The sequence below is a fragment of the Rhodococcus sp. NPDC056960 genome (assembly GCF_042674125.1).
In the GTDB taxonomy this organism is placed as follows: domain Bacteria; phylum Actinomycetota; class Actinomycetes; order Mycobacteriales; family Mycobacteriaceae; genus Rhodococcus_F.
Window position 1 is genome coordinate 1 of record NZ_JBHURF010000003.1, and the last position, 15,672, is coordinate 15,672.

The 15,672-nt window shown below is 67.2% G+C and carries 13 protein-coding genes; 7 read left to right on the forward strand and 6 right to left on the reverse strand.

The genetic code is table 11. The annotated features are described in order from the left end of the window. Positions 1 to 202: 202 nt before the first annotated feature. Positions 203 to 451 (reverse strand): hypothetical protein, encoded by a 249-nt coding sequence (locus ACFTWF_RS05215; protein WP_378460214.1) that lies wholly within the window; start codon positions 449 to 451, stop codon positions 203 to 205. An 894-nt stretch (positions 452 to 1,345) separates the two neighbouring features. Here ACFTWF_RS05215 and ACFTWF_RS05220 point away from each other — a divergent pair. Both ACFTWF_RS05220 and katG read left to right on the forward strand, forming a co-directional pair. Continuing rightward, positions 1,346 to 1,957, forward strand: a complete 612-nt coding sequence (locus ACFTWF_RS05220; RefSeq protein ID WP_378460215.1) for a hypothetical protein — start codon at positions 1,346 to 1,348, stop codon at positions 1,955 to 1,957. A gap of 193 nt (positions 1,958 to 2,150) precedes the next feature. Beyond that, a complete protein-coding gene (gene katG / locus ACFTWF_RS05225; protein WP_378460560.1) occupies positions 2,151 to 4,394 on the forward strand; it encodes a catalase/peroxidase HPI in 2,244 nt (747 codons plus the stop codon). A gap of 36 nt (positions 4,395 to 4,430) precedes the next feature. On the opposite strand, the gene ACFTWF_RS05230 is transcribed toward katG, so the two are convergent. Together ACFTWF_RS05230 and ACFTWF_RS05235 are read right to left on the reverse strand one after the other, a co-directional pair. Continuing rightward, complete coding sequence (locus ACFTWF_RS05230) at positions 4,431 to 5,471, reverse strand: D-2-hydroxyacid dehydrogenase (protein WP_378460216.1); 1,041 nt, start codon at positions 5,469 to 5,471, stop codon at positions 4,431 to 4,433. Further along, positions 5,468 to 6,913 carry an MDR family MFS transporter gene (locus ACFTWF_RS05235; protein ID WP_378460217.1) on the reverse strand — a complete coding sequence of 482 codons (1,446 nt, stop codon included), beginning with the start codon at positions 6,911 to 6,913 and terminating at the stop codon, positions 5,468 to 5,470. The genes ACFTWF_RS05230 and ACFTWF_RS05235 overlap by 4 nt, the downstream gene beginning before the upstream one ends. Positions 6,914 to 7,046: 133 nt before the next feature. Between ACFTWF_RS05235 and ACFTWF_RS05240 the strand changes: the two genes are divergently transcribed. Together ACFTWF_RS05240 and ACFTWF_RS05245 are read left to right on the forward strand one after the other, a co-directional pair. Continuing rightward, positions 7,047 to 7,931 carry a phosphoribosylaminoimidazolesuccinocarboxamide synthase gene (locus ACFTWF_RS05240; RefSeq protein WP_378460218.1) on the forward strand — a complete coding sequence of 295 codons (885 nt, stop codon included), beginning with the start codon at positions 7,047 to 7,049 and terminating at the stop codon, positions 7,929 to 7,931. 3 nt (positions 7,932 to 7,934) lie between these two features. Beyond that, on the forward strand, positions 7,935 to 10,064 hold the full coding sequence (locus ACFTWF_RS05245; protein WP_378460219.1) for a S9 family peptidase: 2,130 nt from the start codon (positions 7,935 to 7,937) through the stop codon (positions 10,062 to 10,064). Between the two features lie 102 nt (positions 10,065 to 10,166). Here ACFTWF_RS05245 and ACFTWF_RS05250 read toward each other — a convergent pair whose 3' ends face one another. The 3 genes from ACFTWF_RS05250 to ACFTWF_RS05260 all read right to left on the reverse strand — a co-directional run bounded on the left by ACFTWF_RS05250 (position 10,167) and on the right by ACFTWF_RS05260 (position 12,710). Further along, positions 10,167 to 10,346, reverse strand: coding sequence for a hypothetical protein (locus tag ACFTWF_RS05250; RefSeq protein WP_378460220.1), 180 nt, complete (start codon positions 10,344 to 10,346; stop codon positions 10,167 to 10,169). 112 nt (positions 10,347 to 10,458) lie between these two features. Then, positions 10,459 to 11,148, reverse strand: coding sequence for a response regulator (locus ACFTWF_RS05255; protein ID WP_378460221.1), 690 nt, complete (start codon positions 11,146 to 11,148; stop codon positions 10,459 to 10,461). Then, positions 11,145 to 12,710, reverse strand: coding sequence for an ATP-binding protein (locus tag ACFTWF_RS05260; RefSeq protein WP_378460222.1), 1,566 nt, complete (start codon positions 12,708 to 12,710; stop codon positions 11,145 to 11,147). The genes ACFTWF_RS05255 and ACFTWF_RS05260 overlap by 4 nt, the downstream gene beginning before the upstream one ends. Positions 12,711 to 12,870: 160 nt before the next feature. On the opposite strand from ACFTWF_RS05260, the gene ACFTWF_RS05265 reads away from it, so the two are divergent. The 3 genes from ACFTWF_RS05265 (at position 12,871) to ACFTWF_RS05275 (ending at position 15,622) form a co-directional block, all read left to right on the forward strand. Then, positions 12,871 to 14,244 (forward strand): cation:dicarboxylate symporter family transporter, encoded by a 1,374-nt coding sequence (locus ACFTWF_RS05265; protein WP_378460223.1) that lies wholly within the window; start codon positions 12,871 to 12,873, stop codon positions 14,242 to 14,244. Positions 14,245 to 14,327: 83 nt separating this feature from the next. Continuing rightward, entirely contained in the window at positions 14,328 to 14,822 is a 495-nt protein-coding gene (locus ACFTWF_RS05270) for a glutathione peroxidase (protein WP_378460224.1), read from the forward strand. A gap of 95 nt (positions 14,823 to 14,917) precedes the next feature. Next, on the forward strand, positions 14,918 to 15,622 hold the full coding sequence (locus ACFTWF_RS05275; protein WP_378460225.1) for a DUF2334 domain-containing protein: 705 nt from the start codon (positions 14,918 to 14,920) through the stop codon (positions 15,620 to 15,622). Positions 15,623 to 15,672: the final 50 nt, after the last annotated feature.

A 15,672-nucleotide genomic window follows, 5' to 3' on the forward strand; every position in this document is an offset into this window, starting at 1 on the left:
ATCATCGCCCACACACGGACCATGCATCCTGCGACTCTCGGAACCTGCGCCGACACACCGACAAGATCAAAATAAACGCGACTGTAGTACTAGGCCGGGCCACCGCACCAGGACGGCGCAAGGGTGTCGGAGACGCCGCTGGTGTTCTGAACGGCTTCCTGGATAGCATCCGGACAATTCCAGAACCTCGTCCTGAACGGTCTTACTCCACCGATCGAAGAACTGAGGTTGCCCCATGGAGGGTGTACGCCCCGATGATCACGAACTCGATGCGGCGTTGCGCGCTGCGACCGACGGTGAGCTCACTCCGTTCGAGACCCACGACCTCCTCGGTGCCGACGATTGCCGGGTCCTTGCCGCGGCCACGGCTGAGCGGCGCGCGCAGGCGAATGCACGCTGATCGGGCTGCCGCGGTCGCCGGCCCACCTGGGGTGGGGAAGTCGTCGAGCATCGACCCTCGCCGCCTCCCCGGGCAGGGACGGCGGGCCCTCGATGCGGACACACTCGAGGACCATCTGCTGCGCGACGCCCTCGACCAGGGCATCTGTACCGATCTGTTGAGGATCGAACTGGCGGACGGGCACCGTCTGATGCTCCTGAATTGGCGACCCTCGTGCACGCGGAGTCGACGACACTCCTCGCCATGATCACCGAGATCTGTCTGTCCCGTGGAGAGAACCTGGTCCTGGAGGGCACGCCCTACGGGGCCGCGACGGTCTCGGGGCAGGTTCACGCCGGGGTCCGTCATCGACGCCTAGATCCGAGCCGGGTGCCAGTGTCCGGAAATGAGACGTCCGACCCGGCAGAGCAGCGCGACTATTAGGGAAGCCACCTCAGTCGACACCGCGAATCGACAAAGGTGACCGACACGCCCCACCTGCCGCGGAACTCCAGAGGACGATTCCCATGACGACCAACCGAATCTCACCGCACAATCCACCTCTGGATTCAGGAGCTGGTCGGGTCTGGCTTGTTGCCGCCCTGTGTAGAACGGCCGCCCCCGCCGACCGTCCAGCCGTCCGCGACGACTTGATGCGGACCTGGCTGCCAGTGGCCGGCGCGGCCTACCGCAGCTCCGACGGAAAACATCAGGCCACATGGGCCCAACTGCACGCGCAATTCGACCTCGTCGAGGTGTACCCATGACTACCGTGATCGACATCGGCCGGACTCGACAATCGGTCTGTGCAGAAACCGCCCTCGCGGCGCAACTCACTTTCGAGGACTATGCGGAGGATGCCGTGCGGCTGGCTCCCGACGACCGCATCACGTGCCCGCTCCATCGCAAATGGATTCATCAATGTGTCGCCTCGCCCACCCACGTGAACCGGGTGACGAGCCACCGGTGGTGCCGGCACTGCGCATTGCCGTTGGCCGTGGCTATCGACGAAGTCGCGTTGACGGTCACCATGCGTTGCCCTGGTTGCGGTGGCGGCAACAGTCCCGCCACGGCCCGCGTGCTGACCGCGTGCCGCACCAGTCTCGCGCGCTCGAAAGTGCGAGCTGCCTCGGCGTGCCAGTGAAACAGAATTCCAACGAGTACCAGGACATCATCGGACACGCGTACCTGGGCGCGTCCTTCGCAACCTGCGTCTTCGATTGCCTCATCGAGGATCCTCGCTACTCGATTCATCGGATACTCTGGGAACAACTCCGCGACGTCGAACTCGCCATCCGAGACCAGCTCGCCTCGCTGCACGATTCCAAGATGCTCGGCGACTCCGCGCACTGGGCTGCCGATTATGTCGGCGCCATAGGAAAACTCGGTTTGAGTGAGCTACTGGCGGCAACGGTGACGTTCGGTCGGGCATCTCTTTATCGCTTGCACCGGTTGAGTGCAATCGCTCCGAAAACCATCGCACCGATCTATGTCGACCTGATCGTTCTCGAGTCGCAATTGGTGACCGCAGTTGAGGCCGCGTCCGGCAGCCGCGGCACGGCACGCGTCTCAATTTGACTCAGTATCTAGACGAATTCCACAGTCGTCGCGATAGTTTTTCGGTGTCCTCGACCATGGATTGCGCAGGCCAGCTGTGGTTTTCCGATTTGCGCCACGACCGCACTGCCCGACATCACACACTTCGTCACCCCAGCAACTGAATACAGCTCCCGGAATATGCACTTGTGGAAGGAACCCCGTGTCCGAAAACATCACCGCGACCCTCGCGGCCGAACACCCGCCCATCGCCGAGGCGCACACAGAGCCCGCTCCGAGCGGGGGTTGCCCGGTCGCACATGGTCGACTCACCCATCCTGCCCAGGGTGGCGGCAACCGTGACTGGTGGCCGAACCGGCTCGACCTGAAGGTTCTGCAGCGGAACCCTTCCGTGCGGAATCCCATGGACGGGGATTTCGACTACGCCGCGGAATTCGCTGCCGTCGATCTCGAGGCCCTGAAGCGGGACATCGAGGAGGTGATGACGACCTCGCAGGACTGGTGGCCCGCCGACTACGGTCACTACGGCCCGCTGTTCGTCCGGATGGCGTGGCACGCGGCGGGCACGTACCGCATCACCGACGGCCGGGGCGGCGCGGGCGCCGGCATGCAGCGGTTCGCGCCGCTGAACAGCTGGCCCGACAACGTCAACCTCGACAAGGCGCGCCGGCTGCTGTGGCCGGTGAAGAAGAAGTACGGGAAGACGGTGTCGTGGGCGGACCTGATCGTCTTCGCCGGCAATTGCGCACTGGAGTCGATGGGATTCACGACCTTCGGCTTCGGCGGCGGCCGGGTGGATCAGTGGGAGCCCGAGGAGATCTACTGGGGTCCGGAGACGACGTGGCTCGGCGACGAGCGCTACAGCGGGGATCGCGATCTCGAGGAGCCGCTCGGGGCGGTGCAGATGGGTTTGATCTACGCGAACCCGGAAGGCCCGCAAGGTAACCCGGATCCGCTCGCCTCCGCGATCGACATTCGTGAGACGTTCCGCAGGATGGCGATGAACGACATCGAAACGGCGGCGCTGATTGTCGGTGGCCACACGTTCGGGAAGAATCACGGGGCCGGTCCGGCCGACCTGGTCGGACCCGAACCGGAAGCGTCCCCACTCGAACAGCAGGGCTTGGGATGGACGAGTTCCTTCGGTACCGGCAAGGGCGGCGACACCATCTCCAGCGGCCTCGAAGGCGCGTGGACACCCACGCCGCGGACGTGGGACAACAGCTTCGTCGAAACTCTCTACGGGTACGAGTGGGAGCTGACGAAGAGTCCCGCCGGTGCGTGGCAGTGGATCCCGACGGGCGGCGCCGGAGCCGGCACCGTGCCCGACGCCCACGACACGTCGACAGCGCATGCCCCGGTGATGTTGACGACGGACATCGCGATGCGGGTCGACCCTGCCTACGAACGGATCACCCGGCGCTGGCTGGATCACCCGGACGAGCTCGCCGACGAATTCGCCAGAGCCTGGTACAAGCTCACGCACCGCGACATGGGCCCCGCCGTGCGCTACGTCGGGTCGCTCGTCCCCGAGGAGACGCTGCTGTGGCAGGATCCCATTCCCGCCGTGACGCACGACCTCGTGGAGGCCGCCGACATCGCTGACTTGAAGACCCGGATCCTCGCGTCGGGTCTGACGATCGCGCAGTTGGTGTCCACCGCGTGGGCGGCCGCGTCGACCTTCCGCGTCAGCGACATGCGCGGAGGCGTCAACGGTGGTCGTATCCGCTTGCAGCCGCAGAATGGGTGGGAGGTCAACAACCCCGACGCGCTCGCCGACGTCGTCCGCGTACTCGAAGAGGTTCAGGATTCGTTCAACTCGGCACAGACCGGGGCCAAGCGCGTGTCGTTCGCCGATCTCGTCGTGTTGGGTGGCAACGCAGCGGTCGAGCTGGCCGCGAAGAACGCCGGACACGACATCGAGGTGCCCTTCACCCCGGGCCGTACCGACGCCACCCAGGAGCAGACCGATGTCGAGTCGTTCTCGGCGCTCGAGCCGACCGAGGACGGCTTCCGCAACTACCGCGGACGGCCGCACCGCCTTCCCGCCGAGTACCAGTTGATCGACAAGGCGGATCTGCTGACGCTCAGTGCGCCCGAATTGACGGTGCTCGTCGGTGGACTGCGCGTGCTGGACGCCAACTACCGGCAGTCACCTGTGGGCGTCCTGACTGCGAACCCCGGATCGCTGACGAACGATTTCTTCGTCAACCTTCTCGACCTGGAAACGCAGTGGGCGCCCACGGACTCGGACCCGCAACTCTACGAGGGTCGCGCCCGCACCACCGGCGCGGTGAAATGGACCGGAAGCCGCGTCGACCTGGTCTTCGGATCGAACTCCGAGCTTCGTGCTCTCGCGGAGGTCTACGCGGCCGACGACGCGCAGCAGAAGTTCGTCCGCGACTTCGCCGCCGCGTGGGACAAGGTGATGAACCTCGACCGGTTCGACCTCGCCTGAGTGTGCCGCCGGACGGACCCGGGCCGCTCGGCGCGGTCAGTACCCGGCGTCGAAGTCGAACTCGTTGATCAACGGGGTGTCGCCGGACAGGTAGCGTCCGAGATTCTCGAGGAAGAGGTCGACGATCTTTCCGTTCTCCGACGGCACGTTGGCGGCGCTGTGCGGGCTGAGCAGGACGTTCTCCGCCGTCCACAGCGGCGAGTCGGCCCGGAGCGGTTCGGTGGAGGTGACGTCCAGGACGGCGCCACCGAGCCGCCGGGTCGACAGTGCTTCCGCGAGAGCGTCTTCGTCGAGGATCGGTCCCCGGCCGAGGTTGACGACCAGAGCGCCGTCGGGGAGGGCGGCGAGTTCGGGGCGGCCGATCAGCCCGCGAGTGCGATCGGTGAGGGCGCAGGAAATGACGAGTATGTCCGCGGTGGGAAGGTGCTCGGCGATCCGGTCCGTGGTGGTCGTCGTGTCGAACGGCGGGTCGGTGGGGCGCGGGCTGCGGGCGACTCCGGTGGAGGTGACGGAGAAGCATCGGAGGAGTTCCGCGGTGCGTGAGCCGATCTTGCCGGCCCCCACGATCAGCGCGTGACGGCCGGCGAGTTCGGTCGTCTCCTGTTTCCGCCAGGTTCGGTGGTGCCGGTCCGCGATCAGCCGGGGGAGCCCGCGCGCGAAATGCAGGATTCCGGCGAGCGCGAACTCCGCCAGCGGATCGGCGTGCACGCCCGCGGCGGTCGTCACCGTCAGCGGCCCGGACGACAACCCGATTTTCTCGAGGAGTTGCCCGGCGCCCGCGGACGTCGCCTGGATCCACCGCAGATTCGGCGACTGCTCGAGCGTGCGTTCGGGGCGACGCCAGTCGAAGTCGAACATGACGTCGGCGGTGTGCAGCATCGACGTCCACCGGTCGTGCTCGTCGGCCGTCAGGTCACGCGGGATGCCGACGTGGTCGCTGGGCCACCGCGGGCGGGGCAGCAGTTCGGGGGCGTACGACACCCGGATCCGAGGGTCGCTGCGCGCGACCCGCTCGACCAGGTCCGGCTCGAGGTACGACGCGACGAGCACCTCGACGCACGGGTCCGGCACGGTCACTCGGTCACAGCCGTCGGTGCGGCGGCTTCGACCTCCGCGTCGGAGGCGGATTTCGGCATCGCGGCCGCGGCGACGACGAGGACGACGGCCGCGCCGAGGGCGGCCACGAACACCAGATGCAGGGCGCCGGCCAGATCGGCGGGCGCGGGATTGTCGTCGCCGCCCAGTTGAGCATTGACGAGGGCGCCGAACAGGGCGACCCCCACGGCGCTGCCGATGGACCGGGCGAACATGTTGGTGGACGTGACCACGCCGCGCTCCGACCAGTCGACGCTGGACTGCGCCGCGATGAGGGTCGGGCTCGCGACTAGGCCCATGCCGCCGCCGATGACGAAGCAGCAGATCGCCACGTGCCACACCGCCGACTCGAGGGACAGACCCAGGGTGAGGGCGGTGCCGGCGACCACCAGGAGGCTGCCCGCGGTGGCGGTGACTCGGAAGCCGAAGCGCAGGTACACGCGGCCCGACTGCGACGCGGCGATCGGCCAGCCGATGGTCAGCGTGGCCAGCGCGAATCCGGCCACCAGTGCGCCCGTTCCGAGCACACCCTGGGCGAAGGTGGGCACGTACGTGGTCAGGCCGAGGACGATGGCCCCGACCAGCAGGGACACGAGACTGCTCGCCGCCAGAACGCGCCGGGTGAACACCCACAGCGGCAGCACCGGTTCGGCGGCGCGGCGTTCGACGAGGACGAACGCGATCAGGAACACGAGACCCGCCGCGAAGATCCCGATGCTGATCGGTGAACTCCACGCCCAGGCCTGCCCGCCCTCGAGGAGTCCGAGGATGAGCAGCGTCGCCCCCACGGCGAGGATTCCGGCGCCGGCATAGTCGATCGACCGCTGGGTGCGCACCCGCTCCTCGCCGAAGTTGCGGATCAGCATCACGGCCGCGAGGAGGCAGAGCGGAATGTTGACGAAGAAGATCCACCGCCACGACAGATATTCGGAGAACAGGCCGCCGAGGGTCGGGCCGACCACCGCGGACATGCCCCAGACGCTGGCCAGGTAGCCCTGGGCCTTGGCGCGTTCGGCGAGGGTGTAGATGTCGCCGGCGATGGTCATGCTCATCGGCTGCACGGCCCCGGCACCGAGACCCTGCACCGCCCGGAACGCGATCAGCGCGGGCATGCTCCACGCGATCCCGCACAGCACCGAGCCGACGCCGAACAGGGCGATCCCGAGGAGCATCACCGGCTTGCGGCCGAAGATGTCGGCGAGCTTGCCGTAGATCGGCACCGACACGGCCTGGGTGAGCAGGTAGATCGAGAACAGCCACGGGAACTGCGAGAAGCCGCCGAGATCCCCGACGATGGTGAAGACGGCGGTGGAGATGATGGTCGCATCCAGGGCGACCAGCGACGTCGTGAGCATCAGCGACACGAGAATCGGTCCGCGTTCCGAGCGGAACCCGACGTCGACCGGGGTCGTGTCCGTCGCCATTACCCACCTGTCGCGTCGTCGTTCACATCACAGAAGTCTCTTTCAAGGCTAACGACATGGGTGCCGGTGCTATTCCGGGCCCCGATCGGTGCGCGTCCCGTCGTGTCCGTCCCGACCGATAGGCTGGATCACCGTGCGCCCCTCACTCGATTCATACGCCCATCTGGCCGGTGGCAAGGTCCGCGACCTCTACACGATCGACGACGAGCACCTCCTGTTGGTCGCGAGCGACCGGATCTCCGCCTACGACCACGTCCTCAGCACCCCGATCCCGGACAAGGGTCGGGTGCTCACCGCGATGAGCGTCTTCTTCTTCGGCGTCCTCGGCGGCAACAACCATCTGGCCGGCGAAGCCGACGACAGCCGGATCCCCGAAGAGGTCCTCGGCCGCGCGCTGGTGGTGCGCAAGCTGAACATGGTTCCCGTCGAGTGCGTGGCCCGCGGCTACCTCACGGGGTCGGGGCTGATCGACTACAACGAGACCGGCGCGGTGTGCGGAGTCGCACTGCCCGAGGGACTCGTGGAGGCGAGCCAGCTTCCCGACCCGATCTTCACGCCCGCGAGCAAGGCGGAACTGGGGGAGCACGACGAGAACATCAGCTTCGAGGCCGTCGTCGAGAAGGTCGGCCAGGATCTGGCCGTAAAGCTGCGTGACGACACCCTCGACATCTACGGCCGGGCGTCCAACTTCGCCGCGGATCGCGGCATCATCCTCGCCGACACCAAGCTCGAGTTCGGACTGGACGCGCAGAACAACCTGATTCTCGCCGACGAGGTCCTCACCCCCGACTCTTCCCGGTACTGGCCCGCCGACGGCTACGAGGCGGGGAAGGTGCAGCCGAGCTTCGACAAGCAGTTCGTCCGCAACTGGCTCACCGGCCCCGAATCCGGCTGGGACCGCGCGTCCGACACCCCGCCGCCGCCACTGCCCGCAGAGATCGTGGCGGCGACCCGCGAGCGGTACATCGAGGCGTACGAGCGGATCTCGGGTCTGTCGTTCGCGGACTGGGTGGGCTGAGACATGACCTCCGGAGACCAGACGCTCACTCCGCCGGTCGCGAAGACCGTCGCCACCGAGCGCATCCACCACGGTCACACGTTCGTCGACGAGTACGAGTGGCTGCGCGACAAGGAGAACGCCGAGGTCGTCGCGTACCTCGAGGCCGAGAACGCGTACACCGAGCAGGAGACGGCGCACCTCGCACCGCTGCGCGACCAGATCTTCCAGGAGATCAAGTCCCGCACGCAGGAAACCGACATGTCGGTTCCCACCCGCATGGGCGACTGGTGGTACTACGCCCGCACGATCGAAGGCAAGCAGTACGGCGTCCAGTGCCGGGCCCCGATCGCCGGCCCCGGCGACTGGACACCGCCCGAGCTGACCCCGGGTGTGGAACTGGCCGGCGAACAGGTCCTGCTCGACGGCAACGCCGAGGCCGAGGGTCACGACTTCTTCTCCCTCGGCGCCTTCTCCCTCAGCCATGACGGCAACTTGCTTGCGTACTCCGTGGACGTCGTCGGCGACGAGCGCTACACGCTGCGATTCAAGAACCTGACGACCGGCGAACTGCTGCCCGACGAGATCCCCGGCACCGCGCCCGGCGTCACCTGGGCCATCGACCACAGCCACGTCTTCTATCTCACCGTCGACGAGTCCTGGCGGCCCGACACGGTGTGGCGGCACAAGCTCGGCACCGACCGCGAGCAGGATGTGTCGGTGTTCCACGAGCCCGACGAGCGGTTCTGGGTGTCGGTCGGGTCCACCCGCAGCGAGAAGTACCTCATGATCTGGGTGGGGTCGAAGATCACCAGCGAAGGCTGGGTTCTCGAATCGGCGAACCCCGAGGGCGAATTCCGGGTGGTGCTGCCGCGGCGCGAGGGCGTCGAATACGGAGTCGAGCACGCGGTCGTCGCCGGTGAAGACCGCTTCCTGATCATGCACAACGACGTCGTCGACGGTGTGAAGGCGGAGAACTTCGTCCTCGCCGAGGCACCGGTGTCCGACCCGACCTCGCTGACCACCCTCATCCCGCACCGATCCGACGTGCGGCTGGAGGAGGTCGACGCGTTCGCCGATCACCTGGTGCTCGGATACCGCCGGGAAGCGTTGACCCGGCTGGCCGTCTGGCCGCTCGGCGAGAACGGCTACGGCGAGTTCACGGAGATCGAATTCGACGAGGAACTGTTCAGCGTCGGGCTCGGGGCCAACCCGGAATGGCGGCAGCCGACGCTGCGGATGGCGTTCACGTCGTTCATCACGCCCGGCCAGGTCTACGACTACGTGCTGGCGACGGGCGAACTCGCGCTGCGCAAGTCGCAACCCGTGCTCGGCGACTTCGACGCCGGCAACTACGAGCAGCAACGCGACTGGGCCGTCGCCGACGACGGGACACGCATCCCGCTGTCGATCGTCCGCCGGAAGACGACCGGCGCCGGCGGCCCCGCCCCCACGCTGCTCTACGGGTACGGCTCCTACGAGGCCAGCATGGACCCGGCGTTCTCGGTCGCGCGGCTCTCCCTCCTCGATCGGGGTGTCGTCTTCGTGGTCGCACACGTGCGCGGCGGCGGTGAGATGGGCAGGCACTGGTACGAGACGGGCAAGACCCTCACCAAGAAGAACACCTTCACCGACTTCGTCTCGAGTGCACGGCATCTGATCGACACCGGGCGCACCACGCCGCGGCAACTGGTCGCCGACGGCGGCAGCGCCGGAGGCCTGCTGATGGGTGCGGTGGCCAACCTGGCGCCGGAACTGTTCGCCGGCATCCTCGCCAACGTTCCCTTCGTGGATCCGCTCACCTCGATCCTCGACCCGTCACTGCCGCTCACCGTCATCGAGTGGGACGAGTGGGGCAACCCCCTCGAAAACCCCGAGGTCTACGAATACATGCGTTCGTACAGTCCGTACGAGAACGTCGAGGCCAAGGACTACCCGGCGATCCTGGCGATCACCAGCATCAACGACACCAGGGTGCTGTACGTCGAACCGGCCAAGTGGGTCGCGAAACTCCGCGCCACCAAGACCGGCGACGCGCCCCTGCTGCTCAAGACCGAAATGAGCGCCGGGCACGGCGGTGTCAGCGGACGCTACGAGAAGTGGAAAGAAGTAGCGTTCGAATTCGCGTGGGTGCTCGACCTGATCGGCAAATAGGTACTGCGGCACCCTCGCCGGCGGTTCGCCGTCGGCGTGTGAAGGAGTACGTCGAGGTGGGGCGGAAGTCGCCGTGTCAGGCGACTTTCCGCCACGCACGCATCAGACGCAGAAACTGATGCTGGCCGATCCCAGTGGCAAGTTGAGGCAGACCGAGATCGAGCCGACCACCGGGGTCGGTGCGGGGGCGAGCGGTGCGGCGAGGGCTGCGGGGGCAGCCAGCGTGCCGAGTGACAGGGTCAATGCAATCGCGGCGAGTGTGGTGGCAATTCTGCTAGACATCGTGAGGTCCTTGACTGAGTGACGACGAGCCGGAGGTGACTCCTTCTCATCGTCCACCGATGTGACGCAGGTCACAACCGTCCGGTCTGGCTTTTCTCAGGCCGCCGCGGAGTCAGCGCTGCGCGTACCGAATCTGTGGACGCCCCGCCCGGCCGTACTCGGTGTGCCGGGTCAGGACCCCGTCGTCGGCGAGGCGTTCGAGGTAACGCCACGCCGTCACCCGGGAGACCCCGATGCTGGCGGCCACCTCGGCCGCGGTCAGCGGCCCGGACGCCTCCCGGACGCAGGCCGACACGTGGTCGAGGGTTTGTGGTGCAACGCCTTTCGGTGAGGTCGCGCGCTCATCGGAGGTGCGCAGGGCCGACATCGCCCGGTCGATGTCCTGCTGGCTCAGCGCGTTGCTACCGGCGGGCAGGGCGTCGCGAAACTCCCGGTACCGCTCCAGCTTGTCGCGGAACGCCGCGAACGTGAACGGCTTCAGGAGATACAGTGCGATTCCACGCGCCACGGCGGTACGGACCATCTCGAGGTCGCGGGCCGAGGTCACCGCGATCACGTCGGGGCTCGGCCGCACACCGCTCAGTGCCGCCGCCACGTCGAGGCCGCTGGCGTCGGGCAGGCCGATGTCGAGCAGGACGAGATCGATGGGGTCGTCGCTGCCGTTCGCGGCGGCCACCGCGCGCATGGCCCCGTTGCCGTCGTGAACGACGGTGTGGACCGAAAACCCGGGTATCCGTTCCACATACGCCCGATGCGCCTCGGCGATGAGCGGCTCGTCCTCGACGATCATCACCCGGATCACGAGACGTCCCCCTCGAACGGAATTTCGACGACGATCATCGATCCGAGCGACGGCTCCGTGTGGATCGTCCCCCCGTGCCGGGCGACCACCTGGGTGACCAGTGCCAGACCCAGCCCACGCTGGCCCGACTTGGTGGAATATCCACGCGTGACGGCCTTGTCGAGTTCGTCGGCGGGAATGCCGGGTCCGCTGTCGGCCACCCGCACCACCATCGTCGAATCCTCCTGACGGACCGTTACTTCCACCCACGCATCCTCTCCGGGCGACTCGGTCGCACCGCGGGCCGCGTCGATCGCGTTGTCCACGAGATTACCCACCAGTGTGACGAGTTCACGCGCGCTGAGCGGCGCGACGGGCCCGAGCGCGGTGTCCTCGGTGACGGTCAGGTCGACTCCCCGTTCGGCGGCCACCCCCACCTTGCCGAGCAGCAGTGCGGCCAGCGCCGGCTCGTGGACCGCCGTCATCAGGCGGTCGATCAGTTCCTGCGACAACCGCAGATCCTCGGTGGCGAAGGCGATCGCGTCGTCGTAGCGGCCCAGTTCGACCATCGTGATGATCGTGTGCAGGCGGTTCGCCGATTCGTGCGCCTGCGACCGCAGCGACTCCGCGAATCCGCGAATGGAATCGAGTTCTCCCATGATGCTTTGCAATTCGGTGCGATCCCGCAGCGTCAGCACCGTCCCCAGTCGCTGTCCCTCCCACGTGACGGGCTCCCGGCTGACGAGCAGCACCCGGTCGGGCGTCACGTGCACCTCGTCCCGGGAATCGCCCTCCCGCGACTGTCGCAGGGAGTCCGGAAGCGCGGACAGGGGCACCGGGCCCTCGGGAAGGTCGAGGAGGCGGCGGGCTTCGTCGTTGACCACGTCGGCCTCCGCGTCGTCGTCGCCGTCGCGGCCGAGTACCACCAGGCCCTCGCCGATCGAATGCAGGACCGCGTCGTGGTGCTCGTACATCTGACGCAATTCGTCGGGTGCCATCCCCAGCGTCTGACGGCGCAGGCGCCTGCTCAGCAGGAACGACCCCGCCGCGGACACCGCCAGGCCGATCGCGGCGACCGCGAAGATGGTCGGCAGGCTGGCGGCGAACTGGTCGCCGATCTTCGCCCGGGTGACGCCGACCGACACGAGACCTGCGATCCGGTCGCCGTCGTAGACCGGGGCCACGGTGCGGATCGAGGGTCCGAGCGAACCGGCGTACGTCTCGGTGAACGTTTCACCGCGGACCGCGCGGTCGATGTTCCCGGAGAACACGCCGCCGATCAGTTCGGGGTTGGTGTGCGTGAAGCGGATGCCGGCGGGGGTCATCACGACGATGAAATCGGTGCCGGTGGCCGCGCGGATCCGCTCGGTCTGCGGTTGGAGGACCGCCGTCGGGTCGGGGGAGCGCAACGCGTCGACCGTGCCCTGCGACATCGCCAGCGTGGTGGCGACGGCCGTGACCGCGCGCCGGGTGGTGTCGTCGCTGTCGCGACGCTGATCGACGACGGCTAGTGCGGTCCCGGCGCCGATGACCAGCACCAACACGACGAGCTGCAGGAGAAAGAGCTGCCTCGCGACGCTCATGGGCCGTCTCGGCGGATGGTGAGGCAATGCACTTCTCCTGAACGTAATGAACACAAACTTCACCAGCCAAGCGATCGCTTAGAAGATTCTTCCAAGACGTGATCGCGGTCACTAGCCGGCCTCACCGATCAGCTTGCCACTCGAATTGGAGGACAGTCCCATGACTACTGCGACAGGGAAAACCAAGAAACGCGACCGGACCCACTGGTTGTACATCGGGGTCATCGTCGCCGTCGTCGCGGGCATCCTTGTCGGGTGGCTGGCTCCGGGAGTCGGCAAGTCGGTCGGCGTGCTCGGCACGATGTTCGTCGACCTGATCAAGATGATGATCAGCCCGGTCATCTTCTGCACGATCGTGCTCGGCATCGGATCCGTGAAGGCGGCCGCGAAGGTCGGCAAGGTCGGCGGACTCGCCCTCACCTACTTCATCGGCATGTCGACCGTCGCCCTCGGCATCGGCCTCCTCGTCGGCAATCTCCTCGACCCGGGGACCGGCCTCAACATCAGCGCGGACACCGCCGGAACCGGCGCCGCGCTCGCGGAGAAGGCCCACGGCGCCGGCGGCACCATGGACTTCCTCCAGTCGATCATCCCCACGTCGCTGATGTCCGCGCTGACCGAGGGAAGCGTGCTGCAGACCCTGTTCGTCGCGCTGCTCGTCGGATTCGGACTGCAGGCCCTCGGCAAGCAGGGTGAGCCCATCCTGCGCGGTGTCGGCCACGTCCAGAAGCTCGTCTTCAAGATCCTGTCGATGATCCTGTGGCTCGCACCGATCGGTGCCTTCGGCGCCATCGCGAACGTCGTCGGTCAGACCGGACTCGGTGCCGTCGTCCAGCTCGCCACCCTGATGCTCGGCTTCTACCTGACCTGCCTGATCTTCGTGTTCGGTGTCCTCGGATCCGTGCTCCGCGTCGCCGCAGGCATCTCGATCTTCAAGCTGGTGAAGTACCTGGCCCGCGAATACCTGCTCATCTTCGCCACGTCCTCGTCCGAGTCCGCACTGCCGCGACTGATCGCGAAGATGGAGCACGTCGGCGTCGAGCGCACCACCGTCGGTGTCGTCGTCCCCACCGGCTACTCGTTCAACCTCGACGGCACGGCCATCTACCTGACCATGGCCTCGATCTTCATCGCCGACGCGATGGGACAGCCGCTGTCGTTCCCCGAGCAGCTGTCGCTGCTGGTGTTCATGATCATCGCGTCCAAGGGTGCTGCCGGAGTCAGCGGCGCCGGGCTCGCCACCCTCGCAGGCGGGCTGCAGAGCCACCGTCCCGAACTGCTCGACGGCGTCGGCCTCATCGTCGGCATCGACCGGTTCATGTCCGAGGCCCGCGCTGTGACGAACTTCTCCGGCAACGCCGTCGCCACCCTGCTCGTCGGCTCGTGGACCAACACGATCGACCACGACCGCGTCCGCACCGTCCTCGACGGCAAGCTGCCGTTCGACGAATCGACGATGGTCGACGACGGCCACGGCGAGATCGTCGACGAGCAGGCCACCGAGAACGAATCGCGGGTGCTCGTCAAGAGCTGACCGGCCCTCTCGAAGTAAACCTCTGTGCGCCCCGGCGATTCGAACCCTGGGCGCACAGAGGTTTGTTGGCTACGTTGGTGCGCATGACGACTCCTGTTCAGAACATCGGCATCAACACCCTCGGCGGCACGCCGACCTCACTCGGCGAGTACGACGGTCGCGCCGTCCTCGTGGTGAACGTCGCCTCCAAGTGCGGGCTCACCCCGCAATACAAGGGCCTCGAGAAGCTGGCCACCGACTATGCCGACCGCGGACTCACCGTGATCGGCGTCCCCTGCAACCAGTTCATGGGTCAAGAGCCCGGCACCGCCGAAGAGATCGAGACCTTCTGCTCCACCACCTACGGCGTCACGTTCCCGTTGCTCGAGAAGATCGAGGTGAACGGCGACAACCGGCACCCGCTCTACGAGGAACTGACCAAGGCCACCGACGCCGAAGGCGCGGCCGGCGACATCCAGTGGAACTTCGAGAAGTTCCTCGTCGCCCCCGACGGCACCGTCGTCAAGCGGTTCCGTCCCCGCACCGAACCGGACGCCCCCGAGGTCGTCGACGCCATTGAGGCGGTCCTGCCGAAGTAGGCCCTTCGGGCCCGTGCGCCTTTCTGGTTGCTCCCACAACCAGAAAGGCGCACGGGCTTTGCCTCGTGTTCACGTTCTCCTGTCACGCTGGGGCCATGACCGGACAGGTGATCGTGTCGGTGTCAGCAATCAGGGACGAGACGCGCGACTTCGCGGCCGCGTTCGCCGAGGAGATGGATCGGCGCGGAGTGCCGCTGTCGCTGCTGGTGGCCCCACGGCTGAAAGACAAGTACCGGCTGGTCAACGACCCCGCGACGCAGGACTGGGTCCGCGGACGCCGGTCCCGCGGCGACGCCGTCGTCCTCCACGGGTACGACCAGGCCGCGACCAAACGCCGGCGCGCCGAATTCGCGGCGCTCCCCGAGCACGAGGCGCGACTGCGACTGCTCGCGGCAGACCGGGTGATGGAACAGACCGGCCTGCGCACCCGACTCTTCGCCGCCCCGCGCTGGCTGGCGTCCCAAGGCGCGGTCGCGGCCCTGCCGTCCGCCGGGTTCCGGCTGCTGGCCGGGATGACCGCTATCCACGACCTCGAACGCGAAACGTCGGTGCGGTCGCGAGTGCTGGGGATCGGGGAGGGATTCCGCGCCGAACCGTGGTGGTGCCGGGCGCTCGTCCTCGGCGCCGGCCGGACCGCCCGGCGCGGGGGGCTGGTACGCCTCGCCGTCACCGCCAAACAGTTGGGGAGCTCGGGACCGCGGCAGGCATTGCTCGACGCCGTCGATCTCGCGCTCTACCACGGCGCCCAGCCGGAGGTGTACCGCTGGCAACCCCGGATTCCGCAGATCGGTGCCGCCTGACCCGTGAGTACTTGTTAACCGCGGGCGGTTAACAAGTACTCACGGGGCCG